The 15,213-nt window shown below is 46.3% G+C and carries 21 protein-coding genes; 8 read left to right on the top strand and 13 right to left on the bottom strand.

What is annotated here, in order from left to right; translation table 11 throughout:
• Positions 1-12 precede the first annotated feature (12 nt).
• The 3 genes from H615_RS0118020 to H615_RS0118010 form a co-directional block, all read right to left on the bottom strand.
• A complete protein-coding gene (locus H615_RS0118020) occupies positions 13-639 on the bottom strand; it encodes a 3D domain-containing protein (protein ID WP_027956445.1) in 627 nt (208 codons plus the stop codon).
• Between the two features lie 106 nt (positions 640-745).
• Positions 746-1,063, bottom strand: coding sequence for a YuiB family protein (locus H615_RS0118015; RefSeq protein WP_027956444.1), 318 nt, complete (start codon positions 1,061-1,063; stop codon positions 746-748).
• 138 nt (positions 1,064-1,201) lie between these two features.
• Entirely contained in the window at positions 1,202-2,425 is a 1,224-nt protein-coding gene (locus tag H615_RS0118010; RefSeq protein WP_027956443.1) for an NAD(P)/FAD-dependent oxidoreductase, read from the bottom strand.
• A 298-nt stretch (positions 2,426-2,723) separates the two neighbouring features.
• Between H615_RS0118010 and H615_RS0118000 the strand changes: the two genes are divergently transcribed.
• Entirely contained in the window at positions 2,724-3,710 is a 987-nt protein-coding gene (locus H615_RS0118000) for an NAD(P)/FAD-dependent oxidoreductase (RefSeq protein WP_027956442.1), read from the top strand.
• A gap of 158 nt (positions 3,711-3,868) precedes the next feature.
• Here the strand turns inward: H615_RS0118000 and H615_RS0117995 are convergent, their stop codons facing one another.
• From H615_RS0117995 to H615_RS0117985, 3 genes are all read right to left on the bottom strand, one after another.
• Complete coding sequence (locus H615_RS0117995; RefSeq protein ID WP_027956441.1) at positions 3,869-4,228, bottom strand: HesB/IscA family protein; 360 nt, start codon at positions 4,226-4,228, stop codon at positions 3,869-3,871.
• 145 nt (positions 4,229-4,373) lie between these two features.
• Entirely contained in the window at positions 4,374-4,604 is a 231-nt protein-coding gene (locus H615_RS0117990; protein WP_027956440.1) for a YuzB family protein, read from the bottom strand.
• 66 nt (positions 4,605-4,670) lie between these two features.
• Entirely contained in the window at positions 4,671-5,006 is a 336-nt protein-coding gene (locus H615_RS0117985) for a YuzD family protein (protein WP_027956439.1), read from the bottom strand.
• 160 nt (positions 5,007-5,166) lie between these two features.
• Between H615_RS0117985 and H615_RS0117980 the strand changes: the two genes are divergently transcribed.
• Entirely contained in the window at positions 5,167-5,388 is a 222-nt protein-coding gene (locus H615_RS0117980; RefSeq protein ID WP_027956438.1) for a NifU family protein, read from the top strand.
• A gap of 46 nt (positions 5,389-5,434) precedes the next feature.
• Here H615_RS0117980 and H615_RS0117975 read toward each other — a convergent pair whose 3' ends face one another.
• A complete protein-coding gene (locus H615_RS0117975) occupies positions 5,435-6,403 on the bottom strand; it encodes a 2-hydroxyacid dehydrogenase (protein WP_027956437.1) in 969 nt (322 codons plus the stop codon).
• 172 nt (positions 6,404-6,575) lie between these two features.
• Here H615_RS0117975 and H615_RS0117970 point away from each other — a divergent pair, with 172 nt between their 5' ends.
• Positions 6,576-7,088 (top strand): phosphatidylglycerophosphatase A family protein, encoded by a 513-nt coding sequence (locus H615_RS0117970; protein WP_027956436.1) that lies wholly within the window; start codon positions 6,576-6,578, stop codon positions 7,086-7,088.
• Between the two features lie 96 nt (positions 7,089-7,184).
• Positions 7,185-8,744, top strand: a complete 1,560-nt coding sequence (locus H615_RS0117965; protein ID WP_027956435.1) for a hypothetical protein — start codon at positions 7,185-7,187, stop codon at positions 8,742-8,744.
• A gap of 42 nt (positions 8,745-8,786) precedes the next feature.
• Here the strand turns inward: H615_RS0117965 and H615_RS0117960 are convergent, their stop codons facing one another.
• Both H615_RS0117960 and hepT read right to left on the bottom strand, forming a co-directional pair.
• Positions 8,787-9,563: a TIGR01457 family HAD-type hydrolase gene (locus tag H615_RS0117960; RefSeq protein ID WP_027956434.1), complete on the bottom strand. Its 777-nt coding sequence runs from the start codon at positions 9,561-9,563 to the stop codon at positions 8,787-8,789.
• Complete coding sequence (hepT, locus tag H615_RS0117955; protein ID WP_027956433.1) at positions 9,563-10,018, bottom strand: type VII toxin-antitoxin system HepT family RNase toxin; 456 nt, start codon at positions 10,016-10,018, stop codon at positions 9,563-9,565. Before hepT ends, H615_RS0117960 begins: the two co-directional genes overlap by 1 nt.
• Positions 10,019-10,152: 134 nt before the next feature.
• Between hepT and H615_RS0117950 the strand changes: the two genes are divergently transcribed.
• Both H615_RS0117950 and H615_RS0117945 read left to right on the top strand, forming a co-directional pair.
• Entirely contained in the window at positions 10,153-10,419 is a 267-nt protein-coding gene (locus H615_RS0117950; protein ID WP_027956432.1) for a DUF3055 domain-containing protein, read from the top strand.
• A 49-nt stretch (positions 10,420-10,468) separates the two neighbouring features.
• Positions 10,469-10,759 (top strand): hypothetical protein, encoded by a 291-nt coding sequence (locus tag H615_RS0117945; protein WP_027956431.1) that lies wholly within the window; start codon positions 10,469-10,471, stop codon positions 10,757-10,759.
• A 34-nt stretch (positions 10,760-10,793) separates the two neighbouring features.
• Here H615_RS0117945 and H615_RS0117940 read toward each other — a convergent pair whose 3' ends face one another.
• Positions 10,794-11,069, bottom strand: coding sequence for a YutD family protein (locus tag H615_RS0117940; protein WP_027956430.1), 276 nt, complete (start codon positions 11,067-11,069; stop codon positions 10,794-10,796).
• Positions 11,070-11,205: 136 nt separating this feature from the next.
• On the opposite strand from H615_RS0117940, the gene H615_RS0117930 reads away from it, so the two are divergent.
• Both H615_RS0117930 and H615_RS0117925 read left to right on the top strand, forming a co-directional pair.
• Positions 11,206-11,829, top strand: a complete 624-nt coding sequence (locus tag H615_RS0117930; RefSeq protein ID WP_027956429.1) for a YhcN/YlaJ family sporulation lipoprotein — start codon at positions 11,206-11,208, stop codon at positions 11,827-11,829.
• Between the two features lie 74 nt (positions 11,830-11,903).
• Positions 11,904-12,848 (top strand): M23 family metallopeptidase, encoded by a 945-nt coding sequence (locus H615_RS0117925; RefSeq protein WP_027956428.1) that lies wholly within the window; start codon positions 11,904-11,906, stop codon positions 12,846-12,848.
• Between the two features lie 214 nt (positions 12,849-13,062).
• Here the strand turns inward: H615_RS0117925 and H615_RS0117920 are convergent, their stop codons facing one another.
• From H615_RS0117920 to H615_RS0117910, 3 genes are all read right to left on the bottom strand, one after another.
• On the bottom strand, positions 13,063-13,308 hold the full coding sequence (locus tag H615_RS0117920; protein WP_027956427.1) for a hypothetical protein: 246 nt from the start codon (positions 13,306-13,308) through the stop codon (positions 13,063-13,065).
• Positions 13,309-13,543: 235 nt separating this feature from the next.
• On the bottom strand, positions 13,544-13,642 hold the full coding sequence (locus H615_RS22430) for a MetS family NSS transporter small subunit (protein ID WP_156896525.1): 99 nt from the start codon (positions 13,640-13,642) through the stop codon (positions 13,544-13,546).
• Position 13,643: 1 nt separating this feature from the next.
• Positions 13,644-15,170, bottom strand: coding sequence for a sodium-dependent transporter (locus tag H615_RS0117910; RefSeq protein ID WP_027956426.1), 1,527 nt, complete (start codon positions 15,168-15,170; stop codon positions 13,644-13,646).
• Positions 15,171-15,213: the final 43 nt, after the last annotated feature.

Here is a 15,213-nt window from a genome sequence, read left to right as displayed (position 1 = left end):
GGAAGTGTTTTTTTATGGTTTGATTGCAGAACGGAATACCTGCTGGGCTTCATTTTCATTCAGAGTGTCCAGTTCTTCTTCCGTCAGCTGACCTTCTCCTTCTTTGATCACATACACGTCCAACGTTTTCTTTCCCCATTGGTCATACACATCCTCCACGCTGGAGAAATAAAGATCCAGCTCCTCCCCTTCAATAGCCCCTCCAATATCAGCCACCACTCCATACCCATATCCGGGAATAAAAAGGATGGTCCCTAAAGGAAACACGTTCAAATCAGCAGCGATTGTGGAATACAGGTCCCTCGTTACATTCACTCCGGAGAACGTAATGCCGTAGGCCTGGTGCTCAGGCGTTTTTCCCGTTGATTCAAACCCGGCTGTATAGCCCGTAGCGGTAACCTGACGGCTTTGATACTGGGACAAATCAATCGACTGTTCCAGCGTCTGAACCGCCTCAACAACTGCGCTTTTCACTTGTGGGTCTGGATCAGCCGTCGTGTTGTTCCTGTCTTTTATTTCACCGATCACCCATTCTCCCAGATCAGATAGAGATAGATTTGTTACATAGGAAGCCGTGCTCACCACAGCCCCTGCGAATAAGAAAGGAAGAAACAGCCTTTTCGTACGTCCTGCAAACATGTCATCACCTCTAGATGTAAGCATGTCCAAGACCGATCATTTTATTCAAATAATTGAACCAGAAGAAGGGGCATCGATCCTTAGATCGATGCCCCTTCTTCTCTTCTCAGAACATTTGATATCCGCTCTTCCTTAATTTCTTAATAACAATGCCAGCTGCAATAGTGCCGACAAAACCGCTGGTCAGGATCACAACGTCCACGACACCTAGACGGCCGAGCTGTTTAAACACAGCCGGGAAGGCTGTGCCCGGCTGCGAGAAATATTCCGTCCACGGAAAGTTATCCACGATAAACAACACGATGACAGGATACACGATGGACATGATCCAGGATGAGCGCAGAATCATATTTAATAGAAAGGATATCCCGAAAAACAGTACAAAAAACAAAAGAATGGATACAGCAAATTGGACAATATTCAACGTCGCTTCCCCCTACTCCCCTTAAAAGGGACGTACAAATCCATTATTCATTCTAAACCGCTTCCTATGAAAGCGCAAGCATATCCGGACGTACGAAAAACGCGAAAGCATGAACTGCTTTCGCGTTTCCTATATCTTTTAGAAGTTAAAGAAGTTCAACTTCCCTTTCTTTAGAACGAGCGGAAGACCGCCTAACTTTAGAAGATAACGGTTGTCGATAACTTTCTTCATGGCAGTCGCTGACCAGCCGAAGAGTTTCTTATCATCAAAGACAACACCGATGGCATCATTGTGCCCAAGGGAAGCAACCGTACCTTGAATATTAGGCTTGAATGGCTCAAGGTGATCGTCACCTTTCACGAGACGGGTAAGGTTTTTCGCTGTATGCTCCGCTTCCTGGATGGCAATCTGCGCTGTCGGAGGATAAGGGCGCTCTGTTTTCTCATTCATAATGAGAGCACAGTCCCCTACGATGAATACATCATCGTATCCTTCTGGACGAAGATCATCACGAACCGGGATACGTCCGCGGTTCGCTTCGAAACCGGCTTCTTCAACCAGTGAGTTCCCGCGTACACCCGCCGCCCATACGACGGTGTTCGTATCGATTTCTTCACGCTGTTCGTCTTTTTCGAAAACCAATCTGTTTTCGGTTACTTCTTTGATCATCGCACCGATTTTGAACTCGACACCGCGCGCTTCCAAAGAGTTCATCGCATATTCAACAAGTTCAGGATCAAATCCTGGAAGAGCTGTCGGGGCAGCTTCGACGTTGATAATACGCACTTTGTCACGTGGAACATCGTATTCCTTGCATAGTTCAGGGATACGGTTCGCAAGTTCACCAACAAATTCAATCCCTGTAAACCCGGCACCGCCGACAACAATGTTCAAACGCTTCTGCTGTTTTTCAGGCTCGTTGTTGTACTTCGCAAAGTTGTATTCAATATGCTGGCGGATCAAACGAGAGCTGTTAATGCTGTTGATTGTGTACGCATGCTCTTTAAGTCCAGGGATACCGAACGTAGCCGCTTCGAATCCAAGACCAATGACAAGGTAGTCATAAGAAAGTTCGCCGTCTTCAAGGATTACCTTTTTATCGGCGGCTTTAATATCAGTCACTGTATCCTGAATGAAGTTGACTTTGCTTGTATCCACAACATCTTTGATTGCGATACGTGTGCGGTCATGGTGAAGCGTACCTGCTGCGTTCTCATGCAGCCAAGTTGTTTGATAGTGGTAGCTGTGCTTGTTCACAAGTGTTATGTTGGCATCGTTCGCCCCAAGACTCTTCTGAAGTTTGACAGCTGTCATGATGCCCCCGTAACCGGCACCGATAATGACAATGTTCGGATTCTTCATGAATAATCACTTCCATCTCGTATTTTTTTCCATCCGTCACCTATATCATTGTGACCTGTTTCACACAAAAAGACATTAAAAAAACCTGTTGAAATCAGGTGAAAAATGTCACAAATCATAACTATATGGTCTATCATCATCTTAGACCTTTTCCCCTTGATTTTCAACCCAAAATCAAGTTATCAAAATTATTGAACAATTAGTGCCTTTGGAAAGGTTTACATATGTTCAGTGTTCCCATTGTAAATTTTTTTATGATAGAATAAATTTTAGTGAAATTTTTTTCAGGAGGTTTATTATGAGCGATAAAATATACGATATTACAGTCATCGGCGGCGGCCCCGTCGGTCTGTTCACAGCTTTTTACGGTGGAATGCGTGAAGCGAGTGTCAAAATCATCGAAAGCCTCCCGCACCTTGGAGGGCAGCTGACTGCCCTTTATCCGGAAAAATACATTTTTGACGTGGCCGGCTTTCCTAAAGTCCGTGCACAGGAGCTGATTGACAACCTGGAGGAGCAGGCGATGGCTTTCAACCCGACCATTGCGCTTGAGGAGGAAGTCATCCATGTAGAGCGGATGGAAGATGAGTCTTTAAAACTGACCACGAACAAAGATGTCCACTACACGAAAACCGTGATTGTCACAGCTGGTAACGGAGCATTCCAGCCACGGAAACTCAAAGTGGCCGACTCCGAACGGTTTGAAGATACCAACCTGCATTATCACGTCAGTAACATGGACAACTTCCGTGATAAGAACGTGATGATTGCCGGCGGCGGTGATTCTGCTGTCGACTGGGCATTAATGCTGGAGCCGATTGCCAAACAGGTCACTCTTGTCCATAGAAGAGATAAATTCAGAGCTCACGAACACAGTGTGTCCCAGTTGAACGAATCCAACGTCAACGTCATGACACCCTTCACTCCTGAGCAGTTTATCGGGGAGGAGCGCATTGAAAAAGTCGAGCTTCAGGAAGTTAAAGGCGATCGTACAGAGACGATTGACGTTGATGATGTCATCGTCAACTACGGGTTCATTTCCTCCCTTGGTCCAATCAAGGACTGGGAGCTTGAAATCGACAAAAACAGCATTGTCGTCAACTCCAAAATGGAAACGAATATCAAAGGCATTTACGCCGCCGGCGATATCTGTACCTATCCGGGTAAAGTCAAACTGATTGCATCGGGTTTTGGTGAAGGTCCGACAGCGGTCAACAATGCGAAAGCCTATATCGATCCAGGAGCGCGTGTACAGCCGAAACACTCGACGAGTATGTTCTCCTAAAGAACAAAGCCTGCAGAGAAACCTGTGTTTTTCTGCAGGCTTTTTTTCATGCAGCCGGAGCTTAATAAAGCTCTGCTTCCTTCCCCCTATCCGGTTGTGATAGGAGAGTGGTGGTTCCCATAAAAAAAACCTTCCGTGAGCCGGAAGGTTGGAATCTATCAGCAGTTGGGGTCTGGTGTTCCAGCGTTCGTCGCCGTTTTAAAGGAAGACCCGCAGCCACAGGAAACGATGGCATTCGGATTATCGATCGTGAAGCCTCCGCCCATCATATTTTGTTTAAAATCAATGGTCGTACCTTCTACAATCGCCGCATCCTGACGGTTGATGACAACAGGAATACCGCTGGAATCTTCAAGAAGATCAAGTTCTTCATTAATCTCATCCTCGAAGCCCATCGCATATGACAATCCACTGCAGCCGCCGCCTTTCACGCCAAAGCGGAGACGGACATCTCCTTCTTCTTCCTTCATCATCTCTTTGATCTGATGACCCGCAGCTTCTGTAATGTTCAGGATCATACCAAGCCTCTCCTTTCTCTTCTTCTTTTCAGTATACTAAACCGGCCTGCTTTTTATCAAACAGCAGCACCTGCTCAGCCAAGTAAAAAGACACCCTTTACCGGGTGCCTCTCATTGTATTGAAAAAGTCATGCCTTTCCACTTGTTACAGGGTTTCGTCCAAGTGTTGATAAATTTTATCGACTAATTCTTCAGGTGAATCGGCAATGACACGTTCTCCTTCAACAAGGGCATAATTGCTTTGCGAACAAAGACCGCAGTTTCTCAAGCAGCCGTAATCCATCACATCAAGATCCGGATCCTTTTCCAGTTCATCCTTAGCTTTTTGGGAACCTTCAGCTAAATTATTGATACAAAATTCAATCAATGGATTCATCCACGTCACCTCTTTTTCGGAAGAACCCTGCGCCTTATGATTTTATCATACGCTGGTGGTTCTGCGTTAGGAATTACTTACCTGTTGAAGACCATGTTCTTCCAGAGATTTGTATATCGTCTTCAACCTTGGATTTCCTTCCGCCACGATTCGGTCTTCCACCAGGACGAGCGGGTAAAACAGGTCATCATTCAACAGCTGCTGGACGATTTCCATATCCACGCCTTCCTGGTTTTCTGTATGGATATCAAAATAGTGAAACTGCAGGCTCTTCTCCCCGTACTTCCTTGTTAAAGCGGCCTCCAGCCACTCATAGGTCTCTTTTGAGCCGGGAGCGTTCACACAGCTTGCACACTTCACTTCCGCCCCGTATACATATACACGAATAACCGGTTGATTCATGAGGCCCTCTCCCCTTTTTTATACGTACTTCCATTTTACAAAAGAAGCGGAAAAAGATAAAATGATAATAGTTCTCAATCCAAAGGAACATCAGCAGAGACCATAGATTTTTTCGTCACTTCGTTTTATAATGATACTATAAGAAAGGGGAAGATTGAACATGCATGAACAGGTTCAAGAAGTACTAAACAAACTTCGCCCATTTTTACTTCGTGACGGTGGAGACGTTGAGCTGGTAGATGTAGAGGATGGTATTGTACGTCTGCGTCTTATGGGTGCCTGCGGGAACTGCCCAAGTTCAACCATCACTTTGAAAGCAGGTATTGAGCGTGCGCTTTCTCAGGAGATCCCTGGCATTTATGAAGTGGAGCAGGTTTTCTAAATCAGATAATCAGAAGCCCGTACACGTTGTCGTGTACGGGCTTCTTTTACCTGGAAACCGGACTGAGCAGCGGCTTCTCCTCGAAGTAACGGACAACATTATCCAGACAGAGACGCATCATCTTATACCGGGTCTCTTTCGTTGCCGATCCGATATGGGGAAGACAGACAACGCCGGGCATGGAAACGAGCGGATGGCCCGCTCTGATCGGTTCTTCCTCAAACACATCAAGACCGGCACCGGCGATCTGCTCGTCTCTGAGCGCTTTTTCGAGTGCTTTTTCATCCATCAAAGCCCCCCGGGATGCATTGATAAATATTGCGGTGTCCTTCATCTTTCGAAAAGCCTCAGCATTGAACATATGCCGGGTTTCATCCGTCAATGGAGCCAGGCTGACCACATAATCCGCGTTCTCCAAGAGCTCATCAAATGAGGTATACCTCGCGCCGATTTCATCTTCCACATCCTCTTTTCTGGAGCGGTTGTGATAAAGAATGTCCATTTGAAAACCTTTGGCTCTCCGCGCCACGGCTTCTCCTATCCGCCCCATACCTACGATTCCGATCGTTTTATGATGCACATCTGTTCCGGCAAGCAGTAAAGGAGACCAGTGGTTCCAGGCGTCTTCCTTAATATAGTTTCCTGCCTCCACAATCCGGCGGGCAGCGGCCATGAGCAGACTGAACGTAAGGTCGGCCGTCGTTTCCGTCAAAACATCCGGGGTGTTCGTGATGGCCGTCCCCATGTTCTCTGCAGCTTTCACATCCACATTATCGTAGCCAACCGCCATATTGGCAACAATCCCAAGAGAGTTCCCAGCGGCCAGAAGCTCCTCGTCCACCTGGTCGGTCAGCATCGTTACCAGCCCGTCCACGCGACCTGCCTCAGCTAAAAGCGTCTCCCTGTCGACGGCTTCATCCTCTTCCGGCCACATCTCGATATCCAACTGCTCCTGATAAGGTTCAACAACTTCTGCCGGCAGACGGCGGGTAATAAAAATTGACGGTTTCCCCATAACAGCATCTCCACTCCTTTTTCTTCCAGTGTAACACATAAGAAAAAGGGCACGTTTTTTCACGGAGAACCCGGACTTTTGATATAATGAACATAACACCAGTCGTTTGTGAAACAATAAACGCGGGTATAGTAACATCGCGACCAAAGAGAGAGCAGGGAGGTAGTTCGCTATGGCAAATGAGAAGAAAGTATCCAGTCTTGAAAAAACCGCACGGGAATGGCTGACAGAAAGAGGCGTCACCATCGACGATATCGCCGATCTTGTTTATTATCTGCAGTCGAAATACCATGATGACCTATCGATGGATGAGTGCCGGTTCAATGTAAACAAGGTCCTCACCAAACGGGAAGTCCAGAACGCTGTGATCACAGGAATCGAGATGGACCGCCTGGCCGAAAAGAAAATGCTTACAGAGCCGCTTCAGTCCACCATCGAAGTGGACGAAAGCCTGTATGGAATCGATGAAATCATTGCTTTTTCCATCGTCAATGTGTACGGATCGATCGGATTTACCAACTACGGCTATATTGATAAGCAGAAACCTGGAATTCTCCAGAAACTGAATGATAAATCTTCCGGCGAATGCCATACATTCCTCGATGATATTGTAGGAGCCATTGCAGCAGCTGCTTCCAGCCGGCTGGCCCACAGCATTGTAGGCGACGACGAAGATGACGAATAGAACGTACCCACACCAGGCAGCTGCCTGGTGTTTTTTGTAATCCAATGAAACTTCACCGCTCTCCACTACGTATACATAGAAAAGGGGGCGGATAACGTGAAGACGCTGCATTTAAAACTTGTATGGATCCTGCCGCTGATCATCATTGCAGCAGGTATTATGCTTTTATTTTTTGAAAATTACCAGGAAGTTACGGAACCTGCCGATCAGGATTGGAGCAGAGATTGGGAGGTTGGGGAAACCGCCGCGGTTAAACAGCCTCGTATTCAGAAATCAAAAGATGGCGTGCGGATTTCCTATCTTACCGACAGTGGGATTACCCAACATACCTATGATGACAACTACACAGAAACGGATGAGCAGCACTACTCGATTCCCGTGGATAAGTTTACAAGCTTTTACATAGAAGATGACAAACTCCTCTATTCTGATTACTACAGCTTATACCGCGGAGATACAGAAGAAAAACTGACGGATATTGACGGCTTTATTCCCACATCCTCAGCTGCGTTTTTTCAAAAAGGGCCCGCCCTTTACGCCATAGATCCAACCAATTATGAAAGCAGCAAGCTGATGACACTCACCTCCAATGATTCCAAGGTGGGAACGGCAGAGACGGATGAAGGAACTTACCTTATGGAAGAGTACACAGATGAGAAAGGCCGTCACTTGCACTTCTTTGAACACGTGGACAATGAAGTGAAAAAGATCGGAGAAGCCGCTTTTGTACCGTCCGGTTCTGAAAGTATTAAGGACATCCAGTTTACAGTGCAGAACAAGGAAGCCGCTGTGCTTATATCAACAGTTCAGAAACAATCTGCTTCTGGTCAGATGGAAAACCATTATTATTTCGGAACCACTTCCTTTCAAGAACCTTTACAGACCACCAGCCTTTCCTTTATTGATCCCGTTTCTTCGCAGCCTCTCAGAGAAATATCGGATATGAGTCTGCATCCTCAGAAAGAGGGTACCTCCCTGCTGTTTAAAGCGGTGGGGGCCACCAATACAAGATTCGGTGAAAACAGCCAGTTTAACATTTATAAAGCCCCGCTCGGTGCTTCCGGGGTTGGAGAAATCACACGGATAAGCAACACACCAGATCTGTCCACCCACCCGGTTCAAATTCAAGATAACAGTGTAATCTGGGTTGATAAAGGCGGGGACAGTCACAAACTCCTCTTATCATCCCAGAACCCTGAAATCATTGAGAAGGCTGACACATGGAACTCCCGTGTCCTTTTAGGAGCACTGGGAAAAACAATGGGGATGCTTTCCTACAGCTTTTTCGGACTCCTCATTATGACGTTCTGGTATATATGGCCGCTTTTGTTCCTTGTGATTCTAATGTTTGTTAAAAGAGACGCGCTGGACCAGGACCGTACATGGATTCTGCTCACGGGTATCGCCATTTATCTGGCAGCCGCCATTCTTGTGCGCAGTCCCTTATTCTCAGAAAAGCTCCTCGCCAGGGCACCTGATTATTTAAGCTTCCCCGGAAGTCCGATCATTTTCATCCTTGGTTTTGCCCTGATCTCCTTTGGAATTCTGAAAACCGGTGCAAAACGAAGAGATTGGTCAATCCCTGTTCAGATCACCTACTTCATCAGCGTTCACGTCGCTTTGATCACCATCTTCTTCGGCCCTTACGTTTTATAAAAAAATCACCACCTGCTTCATGAAGCAGGTGGTGATTTTTATTTACCCTTTATGGCCGTTTAACCACTCGTGTAGGTTCAGCTTTTTATAGGTAGGCTGATGGGTATGAGCTTCTATCTCATGAAATGAGCTCAATCCGGTTTCCACCATCAATGTGTCCACCCCTGCTTTCATGCCGGCGAGGATATCGGTGTGATAGTTGTCGCCCACCATCAATACGTGGTCCGCCTGAAGCTGCAGCTCCTTCAAAGCCCGCTCCATAATGATCGGCTCCGGCTTACCGACAAAGGTGGGATCCACCCCCGTACTGACAGCAATAACACTTGTCAGGGCTCCGTTTCCAGGAAGCATCCCCTTATCTGTCGGAATGGCTGTGTCGCTGTTCGTACTCACAAAACCGGCTCCCTTCCTCACTTCGAGGCAGGCGCGGGCAAGCTTGGTATAGGAAATTTCCCGGTCGATGCCGATGACTACAAAATCTGCACCCTCCTCCACAAGGGTATGCCCCCGGTCTGTAAGAGCCTTATGAAGACCTTCCTCCCCAATTACATACACTCGTGCCTGCTCCTTCTTCTCCTTAATGAAGTCAGCCGTTGCTAAACTGCTTGTATACACTTGATCAGGCCGGGCTTTCACACCAAGCTTGTTCAATTTCGCTGCAATCTGATCCTGCGTACGGGAGGAATTATTAGTCAAAAATAAAAAAGGGACCTGAAGACCGATGAGATGGTCAATAAAGTGAGAAGCCCCGTCCACGGCCGCTTCCCCTTTATACATCGTCCCATCCAAATCCACCAGGTACCCCTGATAATGTTTCATCAGTCTTCCCCTTTCGTAGTGGTTTTTGAAAAAGCGGATACAGGACCCAGTTCGTGATCGAGGTACATGCGGATCCGCTCAGGGAAAGCTTCCAGTGCCTGTTGATACGTCGTCCATGCACGTTCGACAGACTCATGATCCACCTCCGTATATTCGTGGACGATCATCTTCCTTAATTGAATGAACTGTTTAAATGCTTCCTCATGTTCAGCAGGAAGAACCTTTTCATCAAGTAAGATATCGATAATATCATCATAACTGCCCGGATCGCGCATAATAAAACCATCAATCATCATATTGCCGACATCTAATACAGCCTCGACAATAAGGTGTGTCAAACGCTCCAGTACAAGCTTCTCCCGGAATGTGGAAAACCCCTGCTTTCTCACTTCTGCTTGTATCGTTTCCATATAAGATAAGATCTTTTCAATTTTTTCCCGATCCACAAAATACATGTAAAACCCTCCTGACTGATAAAGTCCATGCTACCGTTATCATACCACAACTATTTTCGGTCGATAAATTCCAGCGTATTGGATATACTACCTGATAACTATGCAGAAGAGCACGAACAAAAGGAGTGTAAAGGATGTCCCAACGTCCACTATTAGAAGATGTTACCCAGGATACAAGCACACGGTTCGTTTCGTTTACCGCAGGCAGTCATCGGTTCGAACTTGCTATTATGAAAGCAGAGTATTTCCAAAACCAATCTCTCGTCATCAACCTGCCTAAAAACAGACAGGGGCTTCTGGATGAAGAAAACATCAACAGGGACGGATACCTGGAGCATTTATTCCAGCTGAGTGCGATGGAAGCTGAAGAGCTCAGAAACTATCTTCCATATCTCCTGTAGCATAAATCCGTTCCTTACGCTCACTCTAAGCATAAGGAGGTCAAATATGATGAGCGACAAGAAAAAGAAAGACTATTCCGATTTTGCCAACGTAGAAGCCCAGCGGAACTATCTGGTCCCGGAACAGCTTCCGGAAGGAGCCTATGGATCCCCACGGAATAAGCATGAGCCTGTTTCCAATGAGAAAAGTTCCCCCTGGACAAATAAACAGAGGTATTACAGTGCGTTTAATTACGAATACAAGTCCCTCCATGAGGATCTGCCCCGTCAGGAGGATGGAGCCCATCCCCTGCACGACGAATCAAACGCTGATATAAAACCCTCTCAGGAAGATCATTAAAAAAAACGGCGTGTGTTTTGGAAACACGCCGGTTTTACTGTCGGATCCGCTTAAGAACAAAATAAGCACAGCCAAAATTGCAGTATTCATATAAGTAATCTTCCAAAGTGCTGATTTTTGTATCGAAGGTCGCCTTGGAATTCTGATCATCGTAAAATCCCTTCAGACGGAGCTGACCATATCCCCAGTCCCCTACGATAAAATCGTATTTATTCAATATGTCGCTGAAGCGGCCTTCCACTTCTTCCTGTTGAAAGCCCTCCTGGTGATTCTCCAGAATATCAAACGTTTTACCTGAAATTTCAATCACATCCATCACCTCTATCTACCCATTAGTGTATCACATTTTTCCAACAGGAAGGAAACGTCCTGAAAAAATGAACAGGTATGTTTCCAATAAAAGTGCCCACCATAAAAATACACCCATATGCCAAGGAGGATCTATCATGAAGCTCAAACAAATTGCTACCACTCTTCTCCTCTGCGGTCTTCTAGCCGGATGCCAGGAGACGAAGGAAGAAGAAGCTCAACAATTAATGGACGGTGATACACTCAGCGGAAATGCTATGGACGGATACAATACCGAACCGAAAGACGGCCAGGTCGGCTATGTGCGCTTCGAGAAAAACCAACTGGACCAGGACGAGGAAAGAAACCGTCAGATTAAAGTGAACAGAGAGCAGATGGCGGACATGATTTCCCGCATGATTTTACGATACGATCAGTTTGATGACGTAGCAACAGCTGTAACGGACAACGAAGTGCTTGTTGCCTATAAGCGCGCGGATGACACTGACCGCCAAACAGCCGCAGACATGGTTCAAAAGACCGCCTATTCTCTTGTCCCGAGTTTTTACCATGTCTATGTGTCCGATAATCCCGCTTCCTTTGGAGATATCCAAAGCCTGAGCAACTCCACCGTCTATGATGAAGGATACAACAGTACCATCAGCAGCATCATTAAAAAAATGAAGCAGTCCCCTCAAGGAAAAGTGGATGAAACCAATCCAAATCAGCCGAATGTAGGGCCGAATACGAATACAGAAGCAGAAACCGGGATGGAAAATTAGCCTCATGAATTTACCATTCATACCTGATGATCCTTTGTTCATCCTAAGAGTATCAATTTGTTGTAGGTGAGAATATGAAAGGTACAGCACTCGTTACAGGAATCTTAATTGCCGCGCTCTCCTTTTCCACAGGCACCATCCATGCAGCCCCGGATGAAAAGGAAAGCCAAGAGCGGATGGCGCTCTATAAAAAAACTTCAGCCGTTACCGATATCCCATGGGAATATCTTGCGGCTGTCGACCAGTATGAGCGTCAGGTACACGATGATCCTGATGAAGGCCGGGTTACAGCTATCGAATTTGATCCGGTGTTCTGGTCAGGCTCCTCTGACGCTTTCCCTTCTGCAGTCTCTCCCAATGGATGGGGGTCAGACGGCAATGGTGATGATAAAGCAGACATCCATAACGATGAGGACGTACTATGGTCGCTCGGCCGGTATATAAAATCGTTCGGAACCACAGAAGATGATATCAAAATTGCATTATTTCAATACTATAAGCGGGATTTGACGGTTCAGACGATTATGCATTCCGCTGAAGTTTTCCGTAAGTTCAAAACGGTGCATTTAACGAACCGGGATTTCCCTCTTCCTAAACAGTACAACTACAGTTACCGGAGCACATGGGGAGATGCGCGGGGATTTGGAGGACGGAGGATTCATGAAGGGACCGATATCTTTGCCGGCTACGGAGTTCCTGTCAAATCCACGACGTACGGCGTCGTCGAAATGAAGGGATGGAATACGTATGGAGGCTGGCGTATCGGCATCCGCGATATTTACAACATCTATCACTATTACGCCCATCTGCAGAACTTTTCCAAAGAGATTAAAGTGGGCGATGTCGTTCAACCTGGCGATGTTATCGGAGCCGTTGGTGCCTCGGGTTACGGGCCGCCGGGAACGTCCGGTAAGTTTCCACCGCACCTGCACTACGGGATGTACCAGGATAATGGGAAGAATGAATGGTCCTTCGATCCCTATCCATTTTTAAGACGATGGGAACGGATGGCAGAATAAAAAAAGCACCTCTTGTGGATGACCATGTTCCGTTTATCGGTGGATGCTTGCCGCGGGCACGGCCTCAGCTAACTTGGACAGGAAGACCATCTGTCCAAGTGGATCTTCGTCTCGCGCTTTTCCCGCAGGCGTCACCACCGAACACTCCACTTGATCTGTTCAAATGATGAGATGAAAAGAAGGACGCCCTTCATTCAATGGAAAGGCGTCCTTTTTAAATTAAAGAAATAACGAGTGCTGCCAAGGAAAACAAACTCAAACCAAGAGAGGCAATAGCATCAATTTTATGGCCTTCACTTTGTCGGAAACTTGCCCTACCCAACGGAATGACAATGAAAAAGGCAAAAAGAATTGGTGGAGATAAAACTATATCAGTGATAAATATTAAAAGTAAATAAATCAAACATAATGTTGTGAACCCTATATGAATGGGCTTCATTATTCGCTCAATCTTATTCAAACTGAACCCCCTACAAAATATATAATCAAATTCGATATAATTTTAAAAGAAAAATCAGAAAAGTACAAACATTAGTTAATAGGGAGACAGACTTCGCACGCGTGTGGCGGTTTAATATGATTTTTCCTTGGATACCTTCATCTGCGGAAAGAAATTGATCACACTTCTTGAAAGGGCAAGTGAAACGCTCGATCATGACACAAACTAAAAGGCGCCGCTGATGCGGCGCCTTTGATTATTTAGCTTTTTTCACAGCGTTCGTAATGCTCGCTGCCAGACCTCCCCAGATGACAACCATTCCGATAACCATGGTAATTACTGCACCTGCTGTCATGTCAGCTTACCTCCTTTTTTTCCTCTTCGAAAGCTTTGGCGTTCCAGCGTTTAAACATCATCAACACTCCGACGATGAGGGCGAACGCTGCCACAAACCAGCCACCGAAAAGAATGAACCCATCTGCATATCCTTCGTAGTTTCCTGTATCTGTGTCGAACTCTTTCGCCAGGTTCGTTTTAAACAGGTCGAACATCATATATCCAAGTACGAGTGGTGTAATAAGTCCAAGGGACACTTTCCACCATGTTCCGAGACGGATATCGGATATTTCATTGGCGTGCGACTGAAAATCATTGAGCTTACGAAGGAACCAGGCAATGACTACGACTTCGACAAGCCCGACGAAGGCGACACCAAACTGGTTGATGAAGTAGTCGGCAGCATCCAGGAAGAACAACCCACCCTGCGTAGCAAACAACAGTGAGATAACGGCTGCTGTTCCGCCTCCAAAGGCTACAGCTTTCGTTCTGGAAATACCAAACTTCTCGCTGATCCCTGCGACATACGTTTCAGAGATGGAAATCAGTGAAGACAGCCCTGCAAGTACAAGGGAGAGGAAGAATAAAAATCCGAACAACCCATTCAAAGCAGGAAATTCATTAATGATCTGCGGGAAAACGACAAAGGCCAGTCCCACTCCGCCGCTTACGACTTCGTTTACAGGAACTCCACTCTGGGAGGCCATGAAGCCAAGGGCGGCGAATACTCCAATACCAGCAAGTAATTCAAAGCCTGAATTACTGAAACCAGCAATAAACGCGTTATTAGTAATATCCGATTTTTTCGGAAGATAACTGGAATAAGTAATCATAATAGCAAAGGCAATGGAAAGACTGAAGAAAATCTGCCCATAGGCAGCCACCCATACCGAACTATCCATGATCGCTGAGAAATTCGGTTCGAAAAAGGCCTGAAGACCCTGCGCAGCTCCAGGAAGTGTAAGGGCACGTATCACGATAATCATGAAAAGGACGACAAGCGTAGGAATGAAGATTTTGTTCGCTGTCTCAATTCCCTTTTTGACTCCCTTGAACAGGACCCCAAGTGTAATCACCCATACAATGAGCAGAGGAATCAGGACACCTGGGACAAGGCTTCCGGTCTCGCCGGGATTAACAGATAATTGCAGATAGTCACTGAATAAAAAGCCTTCGGTATCATCACCCCATGATAGATTGAAAGAAAATACACTGTAGGAAATTGCCCATCCGATAATGACCGCATAATAAGTGGATATAACAAACGCAACCAGCACACCCCACCAGCCGATCCACTCTGTTTTTCTGCTCATCCGGAAAAAGGACAACGGTGCAGATCCACGGTACTTATGACCGATGGTGAACTCCATGATCAATAGTGGAATACCTGCGGTTAGAAGAGCAAACAAATAAGGAATAAAAAATGCTCCGCCTCCGTTTTCATAAGCTACAGCCGGAAAACGCCAAATGTTCCCCAAACCAATGGCAGAACCTACGGCTGCCAGGATAAATCCGGCACGTGTACCCCATTGTGCGCGATTTTCCATGTGAAAGACCTCCCTGAGAGGAACGTCGGTTAATGTCCCTCAA

Origin of the sequence: Halobacillus kuroshimensis DSM 18393, from assembly GCF_000425705.1 — a bacterium.
In the GTDB taxonomy this organism is placed as follows: Bacteria; Bacillota; Bacilli; order Bacillales; family Halobacillaceae; genus Halobacillus; species Halobacillus kuroshimensis.
This window is presented reverse-complemented; position numbering and strand designations above follow the sequence as displayed.